At 54.7% G+C, this 19,193-nt stretch carries 21 protein-coding genes; 5 read left to right on the top strand and 16 right to left on the bottom strand.

What is annotated here, in order from left to right; all coding sequences use genetic code 11:
* Nucleotides 1–8 precede the first annotated feature (8 nt).
* Both mobA and ACESZP_RS06095 read right to left on the bottom strand, forming a co-directional pair.
* A complete protein-coding gene (gene mobA, locus ACESZP_RS06100) occupies nt 9–590 on the bottom strand; it encodes an NTP transferase domain-containing protein (protein ID WP_178039960.1) in 582 nt (193 codons plus the stop codon).
* Entirely contained in the window at nt 577–1,500 is a 924-nt protein-coding gene (locus ACESZP_RS06095; RefSeq protein WP_499708364.1) for a molybdenum cofactor synthesis domain-containing protein, read from the bottom strand. Before ACESZP_RS06095 ends, mobA begins: the two co-directional genes overlap by 14 nt.
* 238 nt (nt 1,501–1,738) lie before the next feature.
* Here ACESZP_RS06095 and fdhD point away from each other — a divergent pair, with 238 nt between their 5' ends.
* From fdhD to moaA, 5 genes are all read left to right on the top strand, one after another.
* A complete protein-coding gene (gene fdhD, locus ACESZP_RS06090) occupies nt 1,739–2,623 on the top strand; it encodes a formate dehydrogenase accessory sulfurtransferase FdhD (protein WP_499708363.1) in 885 nt (294 codons plus the stop codon).
* 65 nt (nt 2,624–2,688) lie between these two features.
* Nucleotides 2,689–4,446, top strand: a complete 1,758-nt coding sequence (locus ACESZP_RS06085; protein WP_349163333.1) for a [Fe-Fe] hydrogenase large subunit C-terminal domain-containing protein — start codon at nt 2,689–2,691, stop codon at nt 4,444–4,446.
* Entirely contained in the window at nt 4,439–5,641 is a 1,203-nt protein-coding gene (locus ACESZP_RS06080; protein ID WP_440321615.1) for a SpoIIE family protein phosphatase, read from the top strand. Before ACESZP_RS06085 ends, ACESZP_RS06080 begins: the two co-directional genes overlap by 8 nt.
* Before the next feature lie 95 nt (nt 5,642–5,736).
* A complete protein-coding gene (moaC, locus tag ACESZP_RS06075) occupies nt 5,737–6,219 on the top strand; it encodes a cyclic pyranopterin monophosphate synthase MoaC (protein WP_499708362.1) in 483 nt (160 codons plus the stop codon).
* 3 nt (nt 6,220–6,222) lie between these two features.
* Complete coding sequence (gene moaA, locus ACESZP_RS06070) at nt 6,223–7,194, top strand: GTP 3',8-cyclase MoaA (protein ID WP_499708361.1); 972 nt, start codon at nt 6,223–6,225, stop codon at nt 7,192–7,194.
* Nucleotides 7,195–7,207: 13 nt separating this feature from the next.
* Here moaA and ACESZP_RS06065 read toward each other — a convergent pair whose 3' ends face one another.
* From ACESZP_RS06065 to ACESZP_RS06000, 14 genes are all read right to left on the bottom strand, one after another.
* Nucleotides 7,208–8,356: a sulfate/molybdate ABC transporter ATP-binding protein gene (locus ACESZP_RS06065; protein ID WP_499708359.1), complete on the bottom strand. Its 1,149-nt coding sequence runs from the start codon at nt 8,354–8,356 to the stop codon at nt 7,208–7,210.
* Nucleotides 8,357–8,361: 5 nt separating this feature from the next.
* Nucleotides 8,362–9,054, bottom strand: a complete 693-nt coding sequence (gene modB, locus ACESZP_RS06060) for a molybdate ABC transporter permease subunit (RefSeq protein WP_499708358.1) — start codon at nt 9,052–9,054, stop codon at nt 8,362–8,364.
* A gap of 13 nt (nt 9,055–9,067) precedes the next feature.
* The gene (gene modA / locus ACESZP_RS06055) at nt 9,068–9,940 is read right to left on the bottom strand and encodes a molybdate ABC transporter substrate-binding protein (RefSeq protein ID WP_499708357.1); all 873 of its coding nucleotides are present in this window, start codon (nt 9,938–9,940) and stop codon (nt 9,068–9,070) included.
* A gap of 143 nt (nt 9,941–10,083) precedes the next feature.
* Nucleotides 10,084–11,016, bottom strand: coding sequence for a LysR family transcriptional regulator (locus tag ACESZP_RS06050; RefSeq protein ID WP_499708355.1), 933 nt, complete (start codon nt 11,014–11,016; stop codon nt 10,084–10,086).
* A gap of 158 nt (nt 11,017–11,174) precedes the next feature.
* Entirely contained in the window at nt 11,175–11,666 is a 492-nt protein-coding gene (gene mobB / locus ACESZP_RS06045; RefSeq protein WP_499708354.1) for a molybdopterin-guanine dinucleotide biosynthesis protein B, read from the bottom strand.
* 104 nt (nt 11,667–11,770) lie between these two features.
* Nucleotides 11,771–12,976, bottom strand: coding sequence for a molybdopterin molybdotransferase MoeA (locus ACESZP_RS06040; RefSeq protein ID WP_499708353.1), 1,206 nt, complete (start codon nt 12,974–12,976; stop codon nt 11,771–11,773).
* 13 nt (nt 12,977–12,989) lie between these two features.
* Nucleotides 12,990–14,015 carry a molybdopterin-binding protein gene (locus ACESZP_RS06035; protein WP_499708352.1) on the bottom strand — a complete coding sequence of 342 codons (1,026 nt, stop codon included), beginning with the start codon at nt 14,013–14,015 and terminating at the stop codon, nt 12,990–12,992.
* Nucleotides 14,016–14,309: 294 nt separating this feature from the next.
* Entirely contained in the window at nt 14,310–15,185 is an 876-nt protein-coding gene (locus ACESZP_RS06030) for a phosphoribosylaminoimidazolesuccinocarboxamide synthase (RefSeq protein WP_440321597.1), read from the bottom strand.
* A 116-nt stretch (nt 15,186–15,301) separates the two neighbouring features.
* Entirely contained in the window at nt 15,302–15,829 is a 528-nt protein-coding gene (locus tag ACESZP_RS06025; protein ID WP_499708350.1) for a cob(I)yrinic acid a,c-diamide adenosyltransferase, read from the bottom strand.
* Between the two features lie 49 nt (nt 15,830–15,878).
* On the bottom strand, nt 15,879–16,847 hold the full coding sequence (gene cbiB / locus ACESZP_RS06020) for an adenosylcobinamide-phosphate synthase CbiB (RefSeq protein ID WP_499708349.1): 969 nt from the start codon (nt 16,845–16,847) through the stop codon (nt 15,879–15,881).
* Complete coding sequence (locus ACESZP_RS06015) at nt 16,789–17,424, bottom strand: histidine phosphatase family protein (RefSeq protein ID WP_499708348.1); 636 nt, start codon at nt 17,422–17,424, stop codon at nt 16,789–16,791. The genes cbiB and ACESZP_RS06015 overlap by 59 nt, the downstream gene beginning before the upstream one ends.
* Nucleotides 17,421–17,804: a bifunctional adenosylcobinamide kinase/adenosylcobinamide-phosphate guanylyltransferase gene (locus ACESZP_RS06010; RefSeq protein ID WP_178039943.1), complete on the bottom strand. Its 384-nt coding sequence runs from the start codon at nt 17,802–17,804 to the stop codon at nt 17,421–17,423. The genes ACESZP_RS06015 and ACESZP_RS06010 overlap by 4 nt, the downstream gene beginning before the upstream one ends.
* Before the next feature lie 64 nt (nt 17,805–17,868).
* Nucleotides 17,869–18,639 (bottom strand): adenosylcobinamide-GDP ribazoletransferase, encoded by a 771-nt coding sequence (gene cobS, locus ACESZP_RS06005; protein WP_499708347.1) that lies wholly within the window; start codon nt 18,637–18,639, stop codon nt 17,869–17,871.
* Nucleotides 18,636–19,175 (bottom strand): bifunctional adenosylcobinamide kinase/adenosylcobinamide-phosphate guanylyltransferase, encoded by a 540-nt coding sequence (locus tag ACESZP_RS06000; protein ID WP_499708346.1) that lies wholly within the window; start codon nt 19,173–19,175, stop codon nt 18,636–18,638. The genes cobS and ACESZP_RS06000 overlap by 4 nt, the downstream gene beginning before the upstream one ends.
* Nucleotides 19,176–19,193 lie beyond the last annotated feature (18 nt).

Genomic DNA, 19,193 nt, shown 5'->3' with positions numbered 1-19,193 from the left:
TAACTTTTTTACACAATCCTCCGATGATAATCCTCCGGGCGGTTGATATTGGCAAAGCTCTCCTCCGGCGCGGTGCTTTCACAGATATCGTAGCCGATCCGGTTCAGGAACGCGAAAACCGAGCCCTTGCGCTCCCGGATCTCTGCCAGCATTTCATCTGCCAGATCCCGGTCGTAGACGCCTGCCAGGGGCTCTTCCTTTCCCCTGTGCCTGAGAATCACCGCCTTTTTCTGCTTTTCCCGGCTTTGGATCACCAGTCTTTCCAGCTCCTCTGCCGGAACCAGCGGTATGTCTACGCCCAGCACCAGCACCTGCTCCTCCCTGGCCCGCCGGAAGCAGCTTTCAAGACCGCCCAGAGGCCCTTTTCCCGGAAACCGGTCCGGCGTTACCGGAACGCTGCAGGCTGCCCCGTGATAGCCGGACACCTGGATATCTGTGATTCCAAGCGCCCTGCCCTTTTCAATCTGCCACTCCAGAAAGGTACTTTTTTCTATCTTCAGATCGCATTTGTCGCTTCCCATGCGGCTGCTCCTTCCCCCGGCCAGCACCACCATGGAAACGCCCGCTCCCAGGCGCTTATTTTCTGGCACAGTTGGCAGCCTCTCCGGTCAGGATCTCCAGACCGTGCTGAAGAGAGGGCAGAATGTAGCCCAAAGACTCCTTCACTGCCTTGGGGCTGCCCGGCAGGTTGATGATGAGCGTGTTCTTCCGGATACAGGCCGCCGCCCGGCTCAGCATGGCTCTGGGGGTGATAGTCATGCTGTAGGCCCGCATGGCTTCGGGAATACCCGGCACCATCCGCTCCGCGATATCCATGGTAGCCTCCGGCATACAGTCCCGGGGTGAAAAGCCCGTGCCGCCGGTGGTCAGAAGCAATTCCGCCACATACTCATCTGCGATGCGCGCCATCTCTTTGGCCAGCATCTCCCGGTCGTCCGGCAGGAGAATCGTATGAACCACCTCGTATCCATTTTTTTCCAGCATCTCTTTGATAGCCGGGCCGCTTATATCCTCCCGTTCTCCTGCGTAGCCGGAATCACTGGAGGTCAGAACCGCTGCACGCATGGGTCGCTTCACCACGTTTATCTCGTCCCCTTCGGAAATGACGCCGCCCTTCAATACTTTTGTGAAAATGCCTTCTCTCGGCATAATACAGTCGCCCATAATCTTGTAGATCTCGCAGCCGCTGTGGCACTGCTTCCCGATCTGGGTTACCTCCAGAAGCACGTCGCCGCACTGCAGTCTCGTGCCCACGGGCAGGTGCTTTAAGTCGATCCCCCTGACGATCAGATTCTCCCCGAAGGCGCCCTCGTCCACCGGCGCTCCTTTTGCCTTGAAGTCCTCGATCTTTTCATAGGATAACAGGCTCACCTGGCGGTGCCATTTGCCTGCGTGGGCGTCGTTTTCGATACCCCAGTCCTCGATAAGCTTCGCGGAATGCACGTTTTTCTTCTGCGTTCCCTTCTTCTCGCTGATATTTACTGCCATGATCCTGCCCATGCTATCGTTCCTCCCTTATTCTGCCATCTGCTTTTTCCAAAGCGGACAGCCACCAAATTCTCTGTCTTCTATGGTACCTGATCTTGGCCCGCAGATCAACACTTGTTACAAATTAGACAATTTATTTTTTTAATTTTCTGGTACTTTTTCACAATCACAGGTTTGACACGCCCTAAGTCCCCATGTATAATGGAAACGGGGCAAAAAAAGCCCACATCATTCAGGAGTACAACATCCCATGTATATCAATGAATTATACGACAAGCTTCCGCTTCTTTCCGCGGAAACCTATACCTATATCAGCCGGGACGGCGACTGTCATACCGAATCCGAACCGGTTCTCACAGAGCATATTCTGGACGTCTATCTCAACGATCGACTGACCATGAAGCTGGTCTGTATTCCCCAGTATCTGACTGAGCTGGTGCTGGGCCGCCTTCTGACCGAGGGAATCCTGGAGGACGCTTCCGATGTAGAACAGATCTATATCTGTGAACACGGGCTGCGGGCACGGGTGATACTGCGTGGAAATAAGGGTGAAAACGAGACGCTGCAAGCCACCGTAGCCGACAGCCATCCGCAGGCAGGACGTGTTGCTTTGGATGGCGGCGCTTCTCGGGAGCCCTTCACAGAGCTTACGCCCTCCTGCTGCACCGGGAATCACATTTTAAACGATTATTTTCTGACCGGGAAGCCGGTAAAGCCGGTGACTCCCATTTCCTGGAAGGCAGAGCAGGTCTTTGACCTGGCCGACCGCTTCCACGCGGGTATGCCCCTCCACGGACAGACCTGGGCCACCCACAGCTGTTTTCTGGCAAAGGACGGCCAGCTTCTGTTCCAGTGCGAGGATATCGGCCGGCACAACGCCCTGGACAAGGTCATCGGTTACGCCCTGCGCCATGACATCCCGCTCACAGAGTGTATCGTCTATTCCAGCGGCCGGATTCCCACCGATATGGCCATGAAAGCTATCCGGGCCGGAATTCCCATTCTCGCAAGCAAGGCTTCGCCCACGGCGGAGGCCATCGCGCTGGCGAAAGAATACGGGCTTACGCTGGTCTGCGCGGCAAGGCGGGATCGGATGAAGCTGTTCGCCGGAACGAAGCCGGCCATCTTCTTTTAGGAAAAATAAATTTGTAAATTATTCCCATTTTAAATATAAATTTTAAGAAAGGCAGGTTTTATTCTATGCCTTCGGTATACGCCGACACCTCATTTCTACAATTTAAAAAAGTACACTGCAGAAACTGCTATAAATGCGTCCGGAACTGCCCGGTCAAGGCCATCCGGGTCATCAACCATCAGGCACAGATTCTGGAGGATCAGTGCATCCTCTGTGAGAAATGCACTCTGGTCTGTCCCCAGAACGCCAAGGAAGAATTAAATATGATACCCAGGGTGTATGATTTCATCCGAAACGGCGGACAGGTCATCGCCTCTCTCCACCCGGCCTATGTGGCGGAATTCGGAACTGACAGCCTGCCGGCCCTGACCGAAGCCCTGAAAAAGCTCGGTCTGTCCGACGCCTTCGACGCAGCCGCCGGGGCGTATCTGGTCAAGACCGCTTATGAGGACCTGGTGGAGGAACGGGCCCAGGAGACGCCCACCATTTCCTCCAACTGCCCGGTCATCGTACAGCTGGTCCAGAAGCGTTATCCGGATCTGGTTCCCTATCTGGCTCCGGTTCTGTCCGTGATGCAGGCCCACGCCCGTTATCTGAAGGAACAGTATCCCGACGCGCGGATTCTTTCTGTCTCCCCCTGTATCTCCGGCCTGGCCCAGATGCGGGAGGCGGACAACTATGTGGATTATGTCATCACCTTCAGCGAGCTGCAGGAATGGCTGACTGCTGTTCAGGTGCAGGTGGCCGCCCCGTCAAGCGCACCCCCGGACGCGGACCGGGATATCCGGCTTTCCCGCATTATGGCCATGTCCGGCGGCTTTACCATGGCCATGCATCCATCCGTTCACCAGCGCTATCTTCCCGCCTGCGGGATCGACAGCTGCAAGCAGATTCTGAATGAATTTATGGCGGATCCGGACAGTTATTCCAACTGTTTTCTGGAACTGAACGCCTGTCCCAACGGCTGCATCGGCGGTCCTTCTTTCCGACGGACGAAGACCGGACTGCTCCACGGCCTGATCCGTCTGCAGAACGCGTCCCTGTACAAAGGCATTTCCAATTATAAACGGGACGATTTTTCGGCGCAGTCCCTGACCGACGTCAGTCGTCACTATGATACTTTCGTACTGCGGCAGCAGGAGGCGGAAGCCTCCGAAGAAGATATTAAAAAGGTACTGGCCCAGATGGGAAAATTTACGCCGGAGGACGAGCTGAACTGCGGGGCCTGCGGCTACAATACCTGCCGTGAAAAGGCCAGGGCCGTACTGGCCGGCAAGGCCGAGATCTCCATGTGCGTGCCCTTTATGCGGGAGCGCCAGGAGAGCTACTCCAACAAAATCATCAACGTGATGCCCGGTATCCTGGTGACCGTGGATTATCAGCTGAAGGTCATTCATATGAACCAGGCCGCGAAGGATCTGTTCGACCCGCTCCATAAGCGTACGCTGATCGGCGAGACCGTGTCTGATCTGATGGATGATTACACCCTGATCAATATGATTTCCTTCGATAAAAATATGTCCCACGATCAGATTTATCTGGAGGATCGGGATATCTATCTGGAGCGCACCCTGGCCAATGACCGGAAGAATCAGCTGATTCTCTGCGTCATGAAGGATATCACCCGGGAGATAGAAGAAAAGCAGCGTATCCGGAAGGCCCAGAACAACGCGGCCGCCATGGCTGACAAGCTGGCCTCGGAGCAGCTGAAGCTGGTGCACCAGATCGCAAGCCTCCTGGGGGAGACCGCCGCGGACACCAAGGTGGCCGTGGAGCAGCTGAAGCGTACCATTCTCAGAGAGGACGAGGATCGCGATGAATAAAGACGGAAACTATAGGCTGAACGTGTCCTTCGACGGACTGGTGACGGATTTCGGCTGGGTAAGCCTCAATAAAAAACGGGAAACCATCTGCGGCGATTATTTTGATATTATGGAAAATGATTCCGATCATGTGCTGGTGCTGTCAGACGGACTGGGAAGCGGCGTCAAGGCCAACATTCTCTCCACGCTGACTGCCCGGATGCTCAGCCATATGATCATCAAAAAGCTGCCCATCTATGACGCGGTGGCCGCCGTAGCCGATACGCTGCCCGTGTGCAGTGTCCGGCATCTGGCCTATTCCACCTTTACGGTGCTGGATATCAGGGGACGCCAGGCGCTGCTCTATCAGTTTGACAATCCGGACGCCATTCTGATTCGGAACGGTAAGGTAACGGCCTACCCTTATTCTACCTTTACCCTGAAGGAAAAGGTCATCCATGAGAGTACCTTCGACCTTCGGGAGGACGACATGCTGATTCTCATGTCCGACGGCGTCACCAACGCCGGTATGGGCAAGACCACCGACGGCGGCTGGGGCCGCAATGAGGTCCTACGCTTCTGTCAGAAGAAGTACCGCCCGGGTATGAGCGCCCAGGAAATGGCTGTGGCTATCGCCTATGCGGGACTGGCCCTGAATCTGGAGGAGACCGACGACGACCTGACGGTTCTGGCCTTACGCTTCTGCAAAAAGCAGACGGTCAACCTGATGATTGGTCCGCCCCATACCACCGAGGAAGACACAGCCTATATGGACAATTTCTGGAAAAAGGAAGGGAAGCATGTGATCTGTGGCGGCACCACCGCAAAAATCGCAGCGCGATATCTTCGGCAGCCTCTGACCACCATCGATGGATCCGCCGTGGACGATGTGCCTTCCCTGATGCGTCTGCCCGGCGCAGATCTGGTAACCGAAGGGTTACTGACTTTGGAGCGGCTGTTGGAATACTGCGAAGATTTCCGGGAGGATCGAGTGAGCTTCCATGAGATGCTTCAGAAGAAGGACGGAGCCGCACAGCTTGGAACACTCCTTTTCACCTGGGCCACGGATATCAACATTTTCTTTGGAAATGCTTATAACGAGGCCTATGCAGGCTCGGAGATTACGGCAGAGACCAAAACAAAGACCGTGGAAGAGTTGATGGAGCACCTGCGGAAAGCGGGGAAACATGTGAATGTTTCGTTCTGGGCTGTCTGAGGGGATCCCCGAATGCCCTGGGAACACGGGCAAATAATAAGAAAGAAAGGAAAAGCAAATCTGACCTTAGATGATTGGGTTTATTGTGATAGAGCATGAGTGAATTTACACATTTTAACCGCCAGGGCGAGGCCGTCATGGTGGACGTAAGCGCCAAGGCCGAGACCGCAAGGGAGGCTGTGGCTGAGGGCCGTATCTCCATGAGCCGGGAATGCTTTGAAAAGGTAAAGGAAGGGGAAATGGGAAAGGGCGACGTGCTGGGCGTGGCCCGGGTGGCCGGAATCATGGGGGCCAAGAAGACCTCCGAGCTGATTCCTCTCTGCCACCTGCTGCATCTGACCAAGGTGGAGATAAGCTTTGAACTGGAGGAAGAGACCTCCTCCGTCCGGGCGGCCTGCACCGTCCGCACCACCGGCAGGACCGGCGTGGAGATGGAGGCCCTGACCGGCGTTCAGGTGGCACTTCTGACCATCTACGACATGTGCAAGGCCGTGGATAAAAGCATGGAAATGACCGACATCCATCTCTGCCGGAAGAGCGGCGGAAAGAGCGGCGATTTTGTGAGAAAGGCGGATTAACCCATGAAGGACCAATACGGACGGGACATCAACTATATGCGCGTTTCCATCACCGACCGCTGTAACTTACGCTGCCGCTACTGTATGCCGGAAGGCATCGAATGGCTTCCCATGGAGCAGATTCTGACGCTGGAGGAGATCACTGAGGCCTGTCGGCAGGCTGCTGCCTTAGGCATCCGCAAAATCAAGGTCACCGGCGGCGAGCCGCTGGTCCGGAAGGGCTGCATGGAGCTCATCGGGATGCTAAACGCATTGCCCGGTATCGAGCAGGTGACGCTGACTACCAACGGCGTACTGCTCCCGGAATACGCAGACGAGCTCTGCCGCCAGGGACTCCACGCTGTCAATATCAGTCTGGATACTCTGGATCCCGTGAAATACACTGCTATCACCGGTTTTGACCAGCTTCCGAAGGTTCTGGACGGCATTCGCGCCATGGAGACTCATGGCGTTCCGGTGAAAATCAACGCGGTGCTGCAGCGGGGCGTCAACGACATGGAATGCATCGCCCTGACCGAGTTAGCCGAGGCTCACCCGGTGGACGTCCGTTTTATCGAGCTCATGCCCATCGGGCACGGCAAGGAGATGAAGCCTGTCTCCAACCCGGAGGTGATGGAGCAGCTGAGAAGCCATTACGGAGCAGATCGCGTAACGCCAGATTTCCTCACCCATGGCAACGGCCCGGCCCGCTATTACCACATCGACGGCTTTCAGGGCAGCATTGGCTTTATCAGCGCCATTCATGGAAAATTCTGTCAGAATTGTAACCGCATCCGCCTGACAGCCACTGGCGATCTCAAGCCCTGTCTCTGCTACAGCGACCGTATTTCCATAAAAAACGCCCTCCGGACCGGAAGTCCCGAGGACGTGAAAGAGCTGATCCGGCAGGCCATCGAACAGAAGCCTGCGGCTCATTGCTTTGAAAATATACAAACGGTAACGGAACTGAAAGAAATGTCGAAGATCGGCGGATAAACAGTTTTCCGACCTATCTCAATACCATCACATCCGCCGGATTGATATGCACCCAGATATCCTCCTGCGGATTTTCTCTGCCTTCATATTCCTTCTTACAGAAATCCCTCCAGACTTCCTTGGTAGTCTCCACACGAATCCTGTTGAAATGATTCTTCCGGCTCTCCTCGGATGTATCCGCACGCTCCGGTCTTACCATGATCACCGTGGAAAACACGTCGTCAATAACCCGGTTAATCCGGCACCGGAAGGTATTCTCCGGCTGTGCCGCCGCCTCTTTTGCTCCCATCAGCCCGATATAATGGCTGCGCACGCCCACATAGCGGACGTCCTCTGTATCCGGTCCGTGTTCGCCAGTGAAGGTCAGGGTTTCGCCCCAGTCCTGCACATAGACGCGGCCCAGCTTATCCGCCGAAGCTGCTTCCTTCACCTCTGCCCGGGCAAAATTCTTGCATCCCGACAGCAGCGCGGCCGCCCTGGACTCCGGCGCTTCAAACAGCTGCTTCACAGGAATCACCGGGCTTGAAGCTCCCTGATCCATCACACATACCCGGTCGCAGATCCGGTACACCTCGTCCCGGCTGTGGGACACAAACAGGGTGGGCCCGCCAAACTCCTTCAGTGTCTCCAGAAGCTCCTGCTCCAGGTTCCAGCGAAGATATCCGTCCAGCGCAGAAAAAGGCTCGTCCAGCATCAGCACACGAGGACTGGAGAGGAAGATCCGCGCCAGAGCCACCCTCTGCTGCTGGCCTCCGGAAAGCTCCGCAGGCTTATGCTTCTCCAGATCCTTCAGCTCGAACTTTTCCAGCATTTCCTGAATTCTTATCTCCGCTTCTTTTTTTCCGGTCTTTTCTGCCTTAAGTCCTGTCATCAGGTTTTGGCGAACCGTCATATTCGGGAACAGGGCGTAATTCTGAAACAACAGTCCCACATGGCGTTCCTGGGGACGCAGATTGATTTTTTCCCGGGAATCAAAGAGCACCTTACCGTCCAGCTCGATATGTCCCTCGTCGGGCTTCACGATGCCCGCGATACAACGGAGGGTCATACTCTTGCCACAGCCGGAGGCGCCCAGGATGCCCGTCACGCCGTCCGCTGCCTCAAACTGCGTCTCCAGCGTAAAGCCACCCAGCTTTTTTCTGATATCCACATACAATGACATCTTCTCTACCTCCCGCCCTTTCGTTTTTTGCCTGTGCGGGACGCCCGCTCGCCCTTTTCCAGCAGGTTCACCGCCAGCAGAACCACTGCGGAAATGACCACGTTCACCAGCACCCATTTGAAGGCCAGGGCGTCATTGTCCGTCCGCCACAGCTGATAGACGGTGGTAGAGATAGTCGCGGTCCGGCCCGGCGTATAGCCTGTCACCATGCTGGTGGCTCCGTATTCGCCCAGGGCCCTGGCAAAGGCCAGGACGGCTCCCGCCAGAATTCCCTGCCTGCAGGCCGGCATCCGGATCCGCCAGAAGATAAAGCTGTTGGACAGCCCCAGGGTCTGTCCGGAATAGGCCAGGGTCTCGTCGAAGCTCTCAAAAGCCCCCCGGGCTGTCCGGTACATCAGCGGAAAGGCCACCACAGCCGCCGCGAAGATGCCCGAATACCAGGTCATCACCAGCTTCGTGCCGAAGTTCTCCAACACCCAGGCTCCGAAGGGTCGTCTGGGACCCATCAGCAGCAGGATAAAGTATCCCACGACCGTCGGCGGCAATACCAGCGGCAGGGTCAGAACCACGTCCAGCACGCCCTTTACCACCGGATGGAGCTTCGCAATATAATAGGCTGCGAAAATACCTGTAAAAAATACGATCACGCTGGCGATCAGCGCGATACGCAAGGAATTATACAATGGAAACCAGTCCATAAGCGCCCCTTTTTTATTCTGCTGCCGTGAAGCCTACTGCCTCGAATACCTTCATGCAGTCGTCTGTCTGCAGATAGGCAAGGAATTCCTTTGCTGCTTCCTGATTCTCGGAGATGTTCAGAACTGCCGCAGGGTAGATAACCTGCTTGCACAGATCGCTTCCTGCCTGATCCACAACGGTCAGTCCGGCGGAGTACGCGTCGGTAGCGTAGATGATACCTGCGTCTGCAGCCGCCTCAGATACCTGTGTGGTAACCTCTTTCACGTTAGAGCCGTATGTAATCTTGCCGTCTGCTTCAAGCTTATCCAGGATACCAAGGTTAGTCAGAATCTCGGTGGAGTACTGTCCTACCGGAACATCCTCATTGCCCAGAGCCAGCAGGGAAAGCTTGTCTGTTCCCAGATCCTCGAAATTCTGGATATCCTTCGGATTTCCATCCGGAACAGCCAGAACAACCTTGTTCTCCAGCAGGTTCACGCGGGTTCCCTCCAGTACGAAGTCCAGGCCCTCGGTATTCACCTCCGGATTCGCATCCTTGTCCAGCTGGTTCATCTGCTTCTGGGCTGCGGAAATAAAAATATCGCAGTCAGCGCCTTCCTGAATCTGTGTCTTCAATGTTCCGGAGGAGTCAAAGTTGAATACCAGGGTTACGTTCGGAGCTGTCTCTTTGTACATCTCCTGAATCTCTGTCAGAGTCTCTGTCATGGATGCTGCCGCAAAGATGTTCAGAGTCACCGGCTCCGGCTCCGCCTCTGTCTCAGCTGCTGTTTCTTCAGCCTCTGTGGTCTCCTCTGCTGCCGGAGTCTCTTCCGCCTGTTTGCTTCCGCAACCCAGTATAGAAACTGCCAGAGCACTTACCAGCAGGCCTGCCATAAGCTTCTTCATAATATAATCCCTCTTTCCTTTTCATTTCGTGCGGTTCTCCTATGCGTTATTTTTTCAGGAGAATAACGATAGGTATATTATACAGGAAACGGAAAGCAGGCGCAAGGGAATCGAACCAATTTATGAATTATTTTTCACTAACTCTACTGAAACTCCCCAAAATACACCTCAAAGAATCCTCGCGTGATCCGCTTCATATCCTCCAGCATGGCATGATACCGCTCCATGAAGAGGCGGCCTTCGGGGGTGATGGTAGAGCTGCCTCCGTTCTTTCCTCCGTTGCAGCGGTTCAGGAAGCGGAAGCCCAGCTCCTTCTCCACCTTGTTGATCATTTTCCAGCCCTTGGAATAGGACATATTCATTTTGGCCGCCGCAGCCTGAATGGAACCGGTCTCATCGATGTACTGCAGCAGGTGGTAGACGCCGGGACCGAAGAAGTCTTCTTCTTTGGAAATGACCAGCTTGGTTTTGAAATGGAGGGTGGCGGCATTCCACCGGGCCTTCAGATAACGGGTGACGCGCTCGACGCCGCCCTCTTCCTGCAGGGAGTAGGTGACGCCGGGATCTTCCGTGGGAAGGAACCGGCTCCCGGTCTCAAAATTAAAATTAATTTTCTCTGTAGGATCCATTTCCGTTCCCGATAAAATTATGCTCCTCGGCCAGCCCTCCTGCCCATCGTAAGTCGGAACGGCCGGCTTCTCCGCAGCCAGCAGGGCTTTGATAGTGCTGTCCGCGCAGGCCGGGTATTCCACCGGCAGCACCAGCACGCGCTCCATCAGAGGCGCGCACCCGGTCAGGCCGATCGCAAGCGTCTCCTCAAAGCTGTGTTCCCGGTAGGCCTCATCCTCCAGGAAGATGACATTATTGTGGCTTAAATGCAGCTTCAGGGTCTCGCTGTGGCAGCCTGCCAGCACTACAATGGGAGAGACTCCCGCTTTGCGAAGCTTGGCAATCTCTCCCTTGATGACGGTGGTACCGTCCAGCGGGTACATGGGCAGGAACAGAGGGATGCCCTCGTTATCCCGATACTCCTCTCCATAGTCGCCGGAGGCTATGATCAATGCTCCTGTTTTCATATGATCTCCTTTATATTTCCCTGATAAATAATATATTCTTTTAATATCTATTCATCAAAATGTATTTCACCTGTACCATATGTAAAATTGTTCCAATTATATTTGTCCTTAAAAATCCAATAAATTCAACTTTAAATCCGTCATTTTTCCATAAAGTATTACTGCAACTCTTTTACAATAAATCGCGCAATCTGCTCTGTATCTTCTAACCCAAATACAGGCACTTCTTCCGGCAGCCCCGTTATCTCTCCGCGATCCAGATCGGTCGCGACGGCACGTAAATTATGCTCTTTACAGACACAGTCCGATGAATTTCCTCTGCGAATAATTTCCAGCTTCGGATAGTCGCTGTCCTTAAAGCCCTCCAACAGAATCAGATCCGCCTCCGGGAACCAGGCAGCGGCCATCTGCTCCGGCGTCAGTTTTACAGCTGCAACCTCGTCGGGCTGCTGTTTTACAACCATGTATTTGTGGTCGGAAAAGACGACAGTGCCATAGGCTCCCGCCTGAAAATGGGCAAAGGTATCCGTACCCGGCACATCTGTCCGGAAATCGTGGCCGTCATGCTTAATGGTCGCCACCTTCAGCCCCCGGCCGGTCAGAACCGGCAGGAGCTTCGTAATCAAGGTGGTTTTTCCCGAATTTTTCACACCGCTGACGGCATAAAACAACTGCTTTTTTTCTAAAATGTTATTCATAAATCATAGTCCATATTTTCAAAATAACTGCTGCAAAAAGTAATACAAATCTCTCTTTATAACAGAATCGCCTCCGCCGAATCCCCGGGCTTCAGCGCGTCGGATCCTGCTGGCACGTCCAACAGACAGTTGCAGCCCACCATGGAGGCCAGCACGCCGTTGGAATTCAGGCCTTCCGGCAGATGGAATACGCCGTTTTCCCAGTAAGCCCGCACAAATCTCCTTCCTGGGCTGGGCTTTCCAAAAGCGTCCGCCAGGATTCCCTGCACCCGCACCAGATCAAGAGACGGCTTTCTCATCATTTTCGCCAGCATAGGGCGAAGCAAAAGCTCGGTGATGACCAGAGCACTGAAGGGATTGCCTGAAAGGCTCATGACCGGGATTCTCTGGTAATCGGAAAATAAGGTAGGCATACCGGGCTTCACCTGGATACCCCAGAAGATACGCTCTGCGCCAATGAGCGCCAGCGATTCGTGCATAATATCCTTTTTTCCCACAGACACAGCGCCTGTGGTGACGATCAGATCCGCTTCCTTCGCGGCCTTCTTCAATGCCTCCGCCATCTGCTCCGGTTCGTCCGGGACAGAGCGGGCCTCGCAAAGCTCCACGCCCAACTCCAGCAGGCGGGCCGCCAGAAGCTTCTGATTGATATCGTAGATTTTACCGGGAGCTAAAGGCTCTCCCGGCTGAACTACCTCATTTCCGGTGGTCAGCACCGCGATCCGGGGACGACGGTAGACAGCCACCTCCGGGATTCCCATTCCGGCCAGCACGCCGGCTTCCACAAAACCAAGCTCCCGGTCCGCTTTCAGCAGTACCTGTCCGGCCTTGAAGTCCTCGCCCCGGAAGCAATAATTGCCCCACGGCCGCTCCGCTTTATAGATCTGCACCCTCTCCTCGCCGTAATCCGTATCCTCCTGACGGACGCAGCAGTCACAGCCCGGCGGAATGGCCGCCCCGGTCATAATACGTACAGCCTGGCCCGGCTGCACCTCTTCCTCGGAATAATCCCCCGCGTCAATCTCCCGCAGAACCTTCAGACAGACCGGCTGTTCCTTTGAGGCGCCGGTTAAATCCGCAGCCCGGCAGGCATAGCCGTCGATAGGCGAACGGTGAAAGGGCGGATTATCAAAGACGGTTTTCACGTCTTCCGCCAATACCCGGCCTGAAATATTCGCGATTTGAATCTGTTCCTTCTCCTGTATCACCGGCGTGTGCTGTAAAACCAGACAAAGCGCTTCCTCTGTTGTAATTCCTCCCATACATCACGCCCCCTTATACGCCTTTTCCAAAGCCGCAGTTGGGGTAATGGCAGGTCTTGCAGCCCAGACAGAAGCCGCCATTTCCCATATGGGCCAAATCCTTTTTCGTCACCTCCACGCCTGCCGCGATGCGGGGCAGCACCAGGTCAAAGACTGTGGCTTTGGCATACATGACGCAGCCCGGAAGTCCCATGATAGGCGTACCGTCTTCCAGATAGGCAAGCAGGAACATGGCTCCCGGCAGTACCGGCGCGCCGTAGGATACAATACGCGCTCCCGTCTGCTTAATCGCGCCCGGCGTCTGGTCATCCGGATCCACACTCATACCGCCGGTACAGAGAATCAGGTCGGCTCCTTCTTCTTTTAATTGCAAAATTGCATTGGTGATTTTTTCCATGTTATCGTCACAGAGAATATGACCGCTGACTTTGATACCGTAAGAAGCCAGCTTGTCAATGATGACCGGGGTAAAGGTATCCTTAATGCGTCCGTAGTACACTTCATTTCCGGTGGTAACAATGCCCGCTTTCATAGGCTTATAGGGCGTCAGGGATACCAAAGGCTCGCTTCCCGCAGCCTCCTTTACCCGCTCCAGCTTCTCCTTTGCAATGACAAGCGGAATCACCCGGGTTCCCAGCAGACGGTCGCCCTTTTTCACCGGCGTGTTGTTATGGCGGGTGGCGATCATGATCTCGTCTATTTCGTTGATGGCGTCAAGCCGCGGAACATCTACCCGGAACAGACCGTCGCAGTCGGCCACCAGCTCGATTTTCCCCTCCTTCACATCGGTGGGATGCATATTTTCGTTCCTGCAGACGGCGCACAGAATCTCTGCCGCCTCATTTTCATGAAGGGTGTTCTCGTCCTTCTCCCAGACATACAGGTGATCCTTTCCCAGGGACAGCAGCACCGGAATATCCTCCTCGGTCACAATATGTCCCTTGCGGAATGCGGTGTCCTTAACCACATCCTTGACAATCCGCGTAATGTCGTGGCAGAGCACATGGCCCACCGCGTCCGTTGTGTTGATACATTTCATACCCCAAATTCCTCCCAAAACCAAATCTGTCTCGCTTTCCGCTGTTACCCGTGCGGAAATGACTCTGTATACAGTGTATCACAGCGGGGAGGAAGTTTCACCTGTTTTTCAAAACATATCGGTGATTTTTATATTAAATGATGGAAAATGACGGATTTCTATGTTTATTTTGAACTATAGAAAATGGATAGTACGAATTTTTTCTTGAACATTACCAGATTTTCTATAAAATAAGGCACGGACATTTTCCCATAAAACAGAAAATATCTGTGCCTCAATTTCTATACCTTTAACTTATACCTCCAGCGCTTTGCCGGTCAGCATTTCGTATGCCTGCAGGTATTTCTCGATGGTCTTGTCCACGATCTCCTGGGGCAGGGTCCAGTTGTTGTCCGGGTTGGCCTTCAGCCAGTCGCGGGCAAACTGCTTGTCAAAGGAGGGCTGTCCGTGACCTGGCTCGTACACGTCTGCGGGCCAGAAGCGGGAGCTGTCCGGCGTCAGCATCTCGTCGCCGATGACCAGATTGCCGTTCTCATCCAGACCAAACTCGAACTTGGTGTCCGCGATGATGATTCCCTTACTCAGGGCGTACTCCGCGCATTTCTTATAGAGGGCAATGGTATTGTCACGAAGAGCCTTTGCGTACTCTTCTCCCTTGCCCGGGAAATATTTTTCAAGATGAGCGATACTCTGCTCGTAGGAAATATTTTCGTCATGATCGCCGATCTCTGCCTTGGTAGACGGTGTGTAAATCGGCTCCGGCAGCTTGTCAGATTCCTTCAGGCCTTCCGGCAGCTTAATACCGCAGACGGTTCCGTTCTCCTTGTAGCTGGCCCAGCCGCTGCCTGTGATATAGCCGCGGACGATGCACTCGATGGGAAGCATCTGAAGCTTTCTGCACATCATGGATTTGCCCCGGAACTTCTCCTGCTGGAAGTACTCCGGCATATCCTTTGTGTCAACGGAAATCATGTGGTTCGGCAGAATATCCTCTGTCATATCGAACCAGAATTTGGACATCTGGGTCAGCACTGCGCCCTTCTTTGTCACTTCATTATGAAGAATCACATCGAAGCAGCTGATACGGTCTGTCGCTACCATAATCAGGCTGTCGCCGTTGTCGTAAATCTCACGTACCTTACCTTCTTTGATCGGTTTCATTTCCTGCATATCCTTGCACCTCATCATTCTGTTTTTAAATGGAAATTCGGGTCAGACTTCTTTTGACCCTGGGCATTTCCACATTACCACTCTTTCCCCCGGCCTGTCAAGCCCCTGTTCTTCTCCTACAGCTCGATTCCCTTCCGGGCATGTACACCCTGATCAAAGGGATGCTTGATTTTCCGCACCTCGGAGACATAATCGGCCAGTTTAAGAAGCTCCGGGGCCGGATCCCGGCCTGTCAGGGCCACCTCCAGACCTTCCGGACGGTTCTTCAGAAAATCCAGGGCTTTTTCCCGGTTCAACATGCCGTGATTGTAGCAGGACATGAACTCGTCCATAACCAGCAGAAACGCGTCTTCCCGAACTGCCAACTCTGTGGCCCGGTCGAAAAGCGCCTGATAGGCGGCAGCTGCCTCCTTTTTCTGCTCGTCTGTCATATTCCAGAAGAAGCCGAACTGTCTTTCGCAGGTCAGCACTGTAACCCCGGGCAGCTCCCGCAACACCTTTAGCTCCGAGGACTTTCCATCCTTCATAAACTGGATGAAAATGACCCTTCTGCCGCTTCCTGCCGCCCGGACAGCAAGCCCTGTAACTGCGGTGGATTTTCCCTTACCGTCGCCGCAGTAGATGTGAATACATGATTGTTTCATAGGACAGCACCTCCTGAATTTGTGCGTAAATCATCGTTGTTTCCTTCTCTTACACCAGCACTCCGGCCAGCGCCGCAATTCCCGCCACAAGCGCCAGCGCCAGAATCACGCCCGCGTACATCAGCCGATTCATGCGGCGGATATCCTCATACTCCACCGGCCGGATGGGATCGCCGATGGTCGGCTTTTTATAAAGCTTTCCGAAATAATAAGCGTCTCCGGCCAGCTGAACTTCAAGCGCGCCCGCCGCTGCCGCCTCAGTCTGGGCGGAGTTGGGGCTGGCATGGTTGCGGCGATCCCGCAGCCAGATCCTCCAGGCGCCGGATATGCTTAAGCCCGCCAGCGGGCTCGCCGCAACCAGCAGAAGGCCGCTTATCCGGGCGGGGATATAATTCAACACATCGTCCAGCTTCGCGGAGAAGCGGCCGAAATACAGATATTTATCGTTCTTATAGCCCACCATGGAATCCAGAGTATTTACCGCCTTATAGAAAAAGCCCAGAACCGGGCCGCCGATGGCCAGAAAAAGCAGGGGAGCCACCACGCCGTCGGAGGAATTTTCCGCCACCGTCTCCACTGCCGCCTTGGCTACGCCCTCCTCATTTAAGGCCTGGGTATCGCGTCCCACAATCATGGACACCGCATAGCGGGCCTTTTCCAGATCGCCCTCTTTTAAAGCGTCATAGACCTTCATGCTCTCGGTTTTCAGAGATTTCGTTGCCAGAATCTGGAAGCTCCAGAGCGTCATCAGCGCAAAATAAAGCCAGAAATGGATTTTCCGGGCCAGATATAAAAGTCCGAAGGGCACTGCCGTAGATACGGCCACCACGAAGATGCAGAAGAATACGCCTGCTGCCAGCTCGCCCTTCTCCGTCTTCGGGAACGCCGCCCGGAAGGGCTTTTCAGCCCAGGCAATCAGATTGCCGATGGCGCAGATAGGATGATAGAGAATCCGCGGATCACCGAAGATCAGATCCAGCACAAAGCCCAGTATCAGGGCATAGATGTGATATTTCATGTAAAATGATGCCTCCTTTTTCTGTCTCATCCCAAAGCATACGGAAGCCTTCTCCGTTCTGAACCTGCCAGTGATAAAACTCCTCTTTCTCCGCCGCGTAAGCTGCCAGAATACTCATAATCGTGCCGCCGTGAACCACAAGGGCCGCCCGGTGAACCGCCTTCCCTTTTAAATCCGCAAGGACTTCCTGAAAGCCCGTGACGCACCGCTCTTCAAAGGCCTCCCGGCTTTCGCCTCCCGGAAAGGGCAGCGTGCCGTTGCTGTCAATCCAGGCCTGATAGGCCGCATTCCCGGACAGCTCTTTATAATTCTTATTTTCGAATTCGCCGAAATCACATTCCCGGAGCCGGGAAACCGGAATCATTTTCTTGCCCGGAAATAAAATCGCCCCCGTCTCCCGGCAACGCTTCAGGGGACTTCCGTACAGGACGTCCGGCATGGGGTAGAGCCCCGCTTCGAAAATAGCCTGCAGGGCTTCTCTTCCCTCCTCGCACAGGGGCTCGTCGGTGGTTCCGATATAGCGCCCCAGGGTGTTGCCATAGGTCTTTCCATGGCGGATCAGATACAGCTCCTTCATTCCTTGATCACCGTCCCGATCCCGCAGACCACGCGATGAACCTCTGCTGCGTATTTCGCCAGATCGCAGGCTGCCCGTCCGGAGGCCTCCCGCCACTGGCGGTCAAAGGGATCCGCGGGAATCACGCCGCTTCCCAGCTCGTTCGTAATCACAAGGATATCCGGATTCTCTGTATACAATGTTTCTGCCAGCGTGGACGCGTCGCCGCCCTCCTTCAGTACCCGGCGTACATATTCCTGAAAATCCGTGACTGCCTTTGCCTGAAGCAAATCCGTTTCCCCGCAGTCGGCCCCATTTACCATATCCTGCTCTCTCAAGTGAAAATGCTCCATCGCGTAGGCCTTTTTTCCCTGAAAGGCTCCGCCTGTAATCAGTATCATGTCTGATTTCCTCCTATATTCTCCTGCTGCTTGCGCAGAGATCGTTTTTTCCAGACAGCGGAAATCAGAATTTTCCCGCCGACCACACGCAGATGGCCATGACCAGCTCGCAGGTCTGCACGAAGCAGCCCGCCAGGTCGCCGGTGATACCGCCGAACTGTTTCATGGACATACAATAATACCAGAAAAACGTACACCAGGCTCCCACCACAGCCGCCGTGCCAAGCTTCGCGTCCAGCAGGCACATGAAGCCCGCGGACAGAAAAAGCAGAATGTAGAGGCAGGTCATGACCGTGCGCTCCTGCACCGCGTCGGAAAAGGTTGCTACCGTTCCGGTCTTGCGGGCGCAGGGAAAGGACGCCACGGACAGGCCGCTCATGGAACGGGACAGCATATAGCCGCCGGAGAGCACCAGCACCTGACGGCCCGACAGCTCCGTCCAGAAGCCGAAGCAGGCCAGGAAATAACAGCAGGCCACGATGACCGCGAAGGCTCCCGCATTGGAATCCTTCAAGATCTCCAGCTTCTTTTCCTTCGGCTGCCAGGAGGACAGGGCGTCCGCCGTATCCAGCAGGCCGTCCAGGTGGATGCCGCCGGTCACCAGCACCGGAATCAGCACGTAAATGACGCTCCGGAGGCTGTCGCCCGCGCCGAGCTTTCCGCTTAAGAAGCTCCAGCCCACCATCAGCGCGCCGATGACGATGCCCACAAAAGGAAAGAAGCACATCATATAGCGCATATTTTCCTTCTCCCAGTCCGCCCGGGGCATGGGAATCTTGGAATACATGGCAAATGCGATTTTAAAACTGTTCCATATCCGTTTCATCGTTTTCATAGGCTCTGTCCTTTATTTTTGAGCTGCAGAGGAATGCCGCAGACCACCTCCGCCGCCTGGTCGGCCTCTGCCGCGATGCGCCGGTTGATCTCGCCCAGCCGTTCCTGATACAGCGCTGTTACTTCATCATATGTAATTCCGTCGGAAAAGATATCGTTGGTCACAATGACCAGGTGGATGCAGCGGCCTCTCAATGCCTCCACGCCTGCCAGCACCGCCTCCACGGCGTCATCACCCGCGCCCTCCGGCTCAAACATTTCGTTGGCCGTCAGGTTCGACATGCACTCCAGCAGCACCACGCCCTTCTCCGGCAGGGTCTGTTTTTTCAGGTTTACATAACACTCTATCGTTTCAAAGCCTTTTCCGGCCCGGAGCTTCCGGTGGCGCTCCACTCTCCACATGCCCTCCGCGCCGAAGGGCCGCATAGTGGCGATATAATATAAGGGAAGTCCGTCCCGTTTTGCCAGGGAAGTGGCTACGCTCTCCGCGTATTCGGATTTGCCGCTTCCGCTGCCTCCTGTAATCACTGCAAGCATCTATATTCCTCACATTGA

Source organism: Candidatus Dorea massiliensis AP6, assembly GCF_964245105.1.
Taxonomy (GTDB): Bacteria; Bacillota; Clostridia; order Lachnospirales; family Lachnospiraceae; genus Laedolimicola; species Laedolimicola intestinihominis.
Note: the sequence above shows the minus strand (reverse complement) of the source record. Positions and strands in the feature narration are given on the sequence as shown.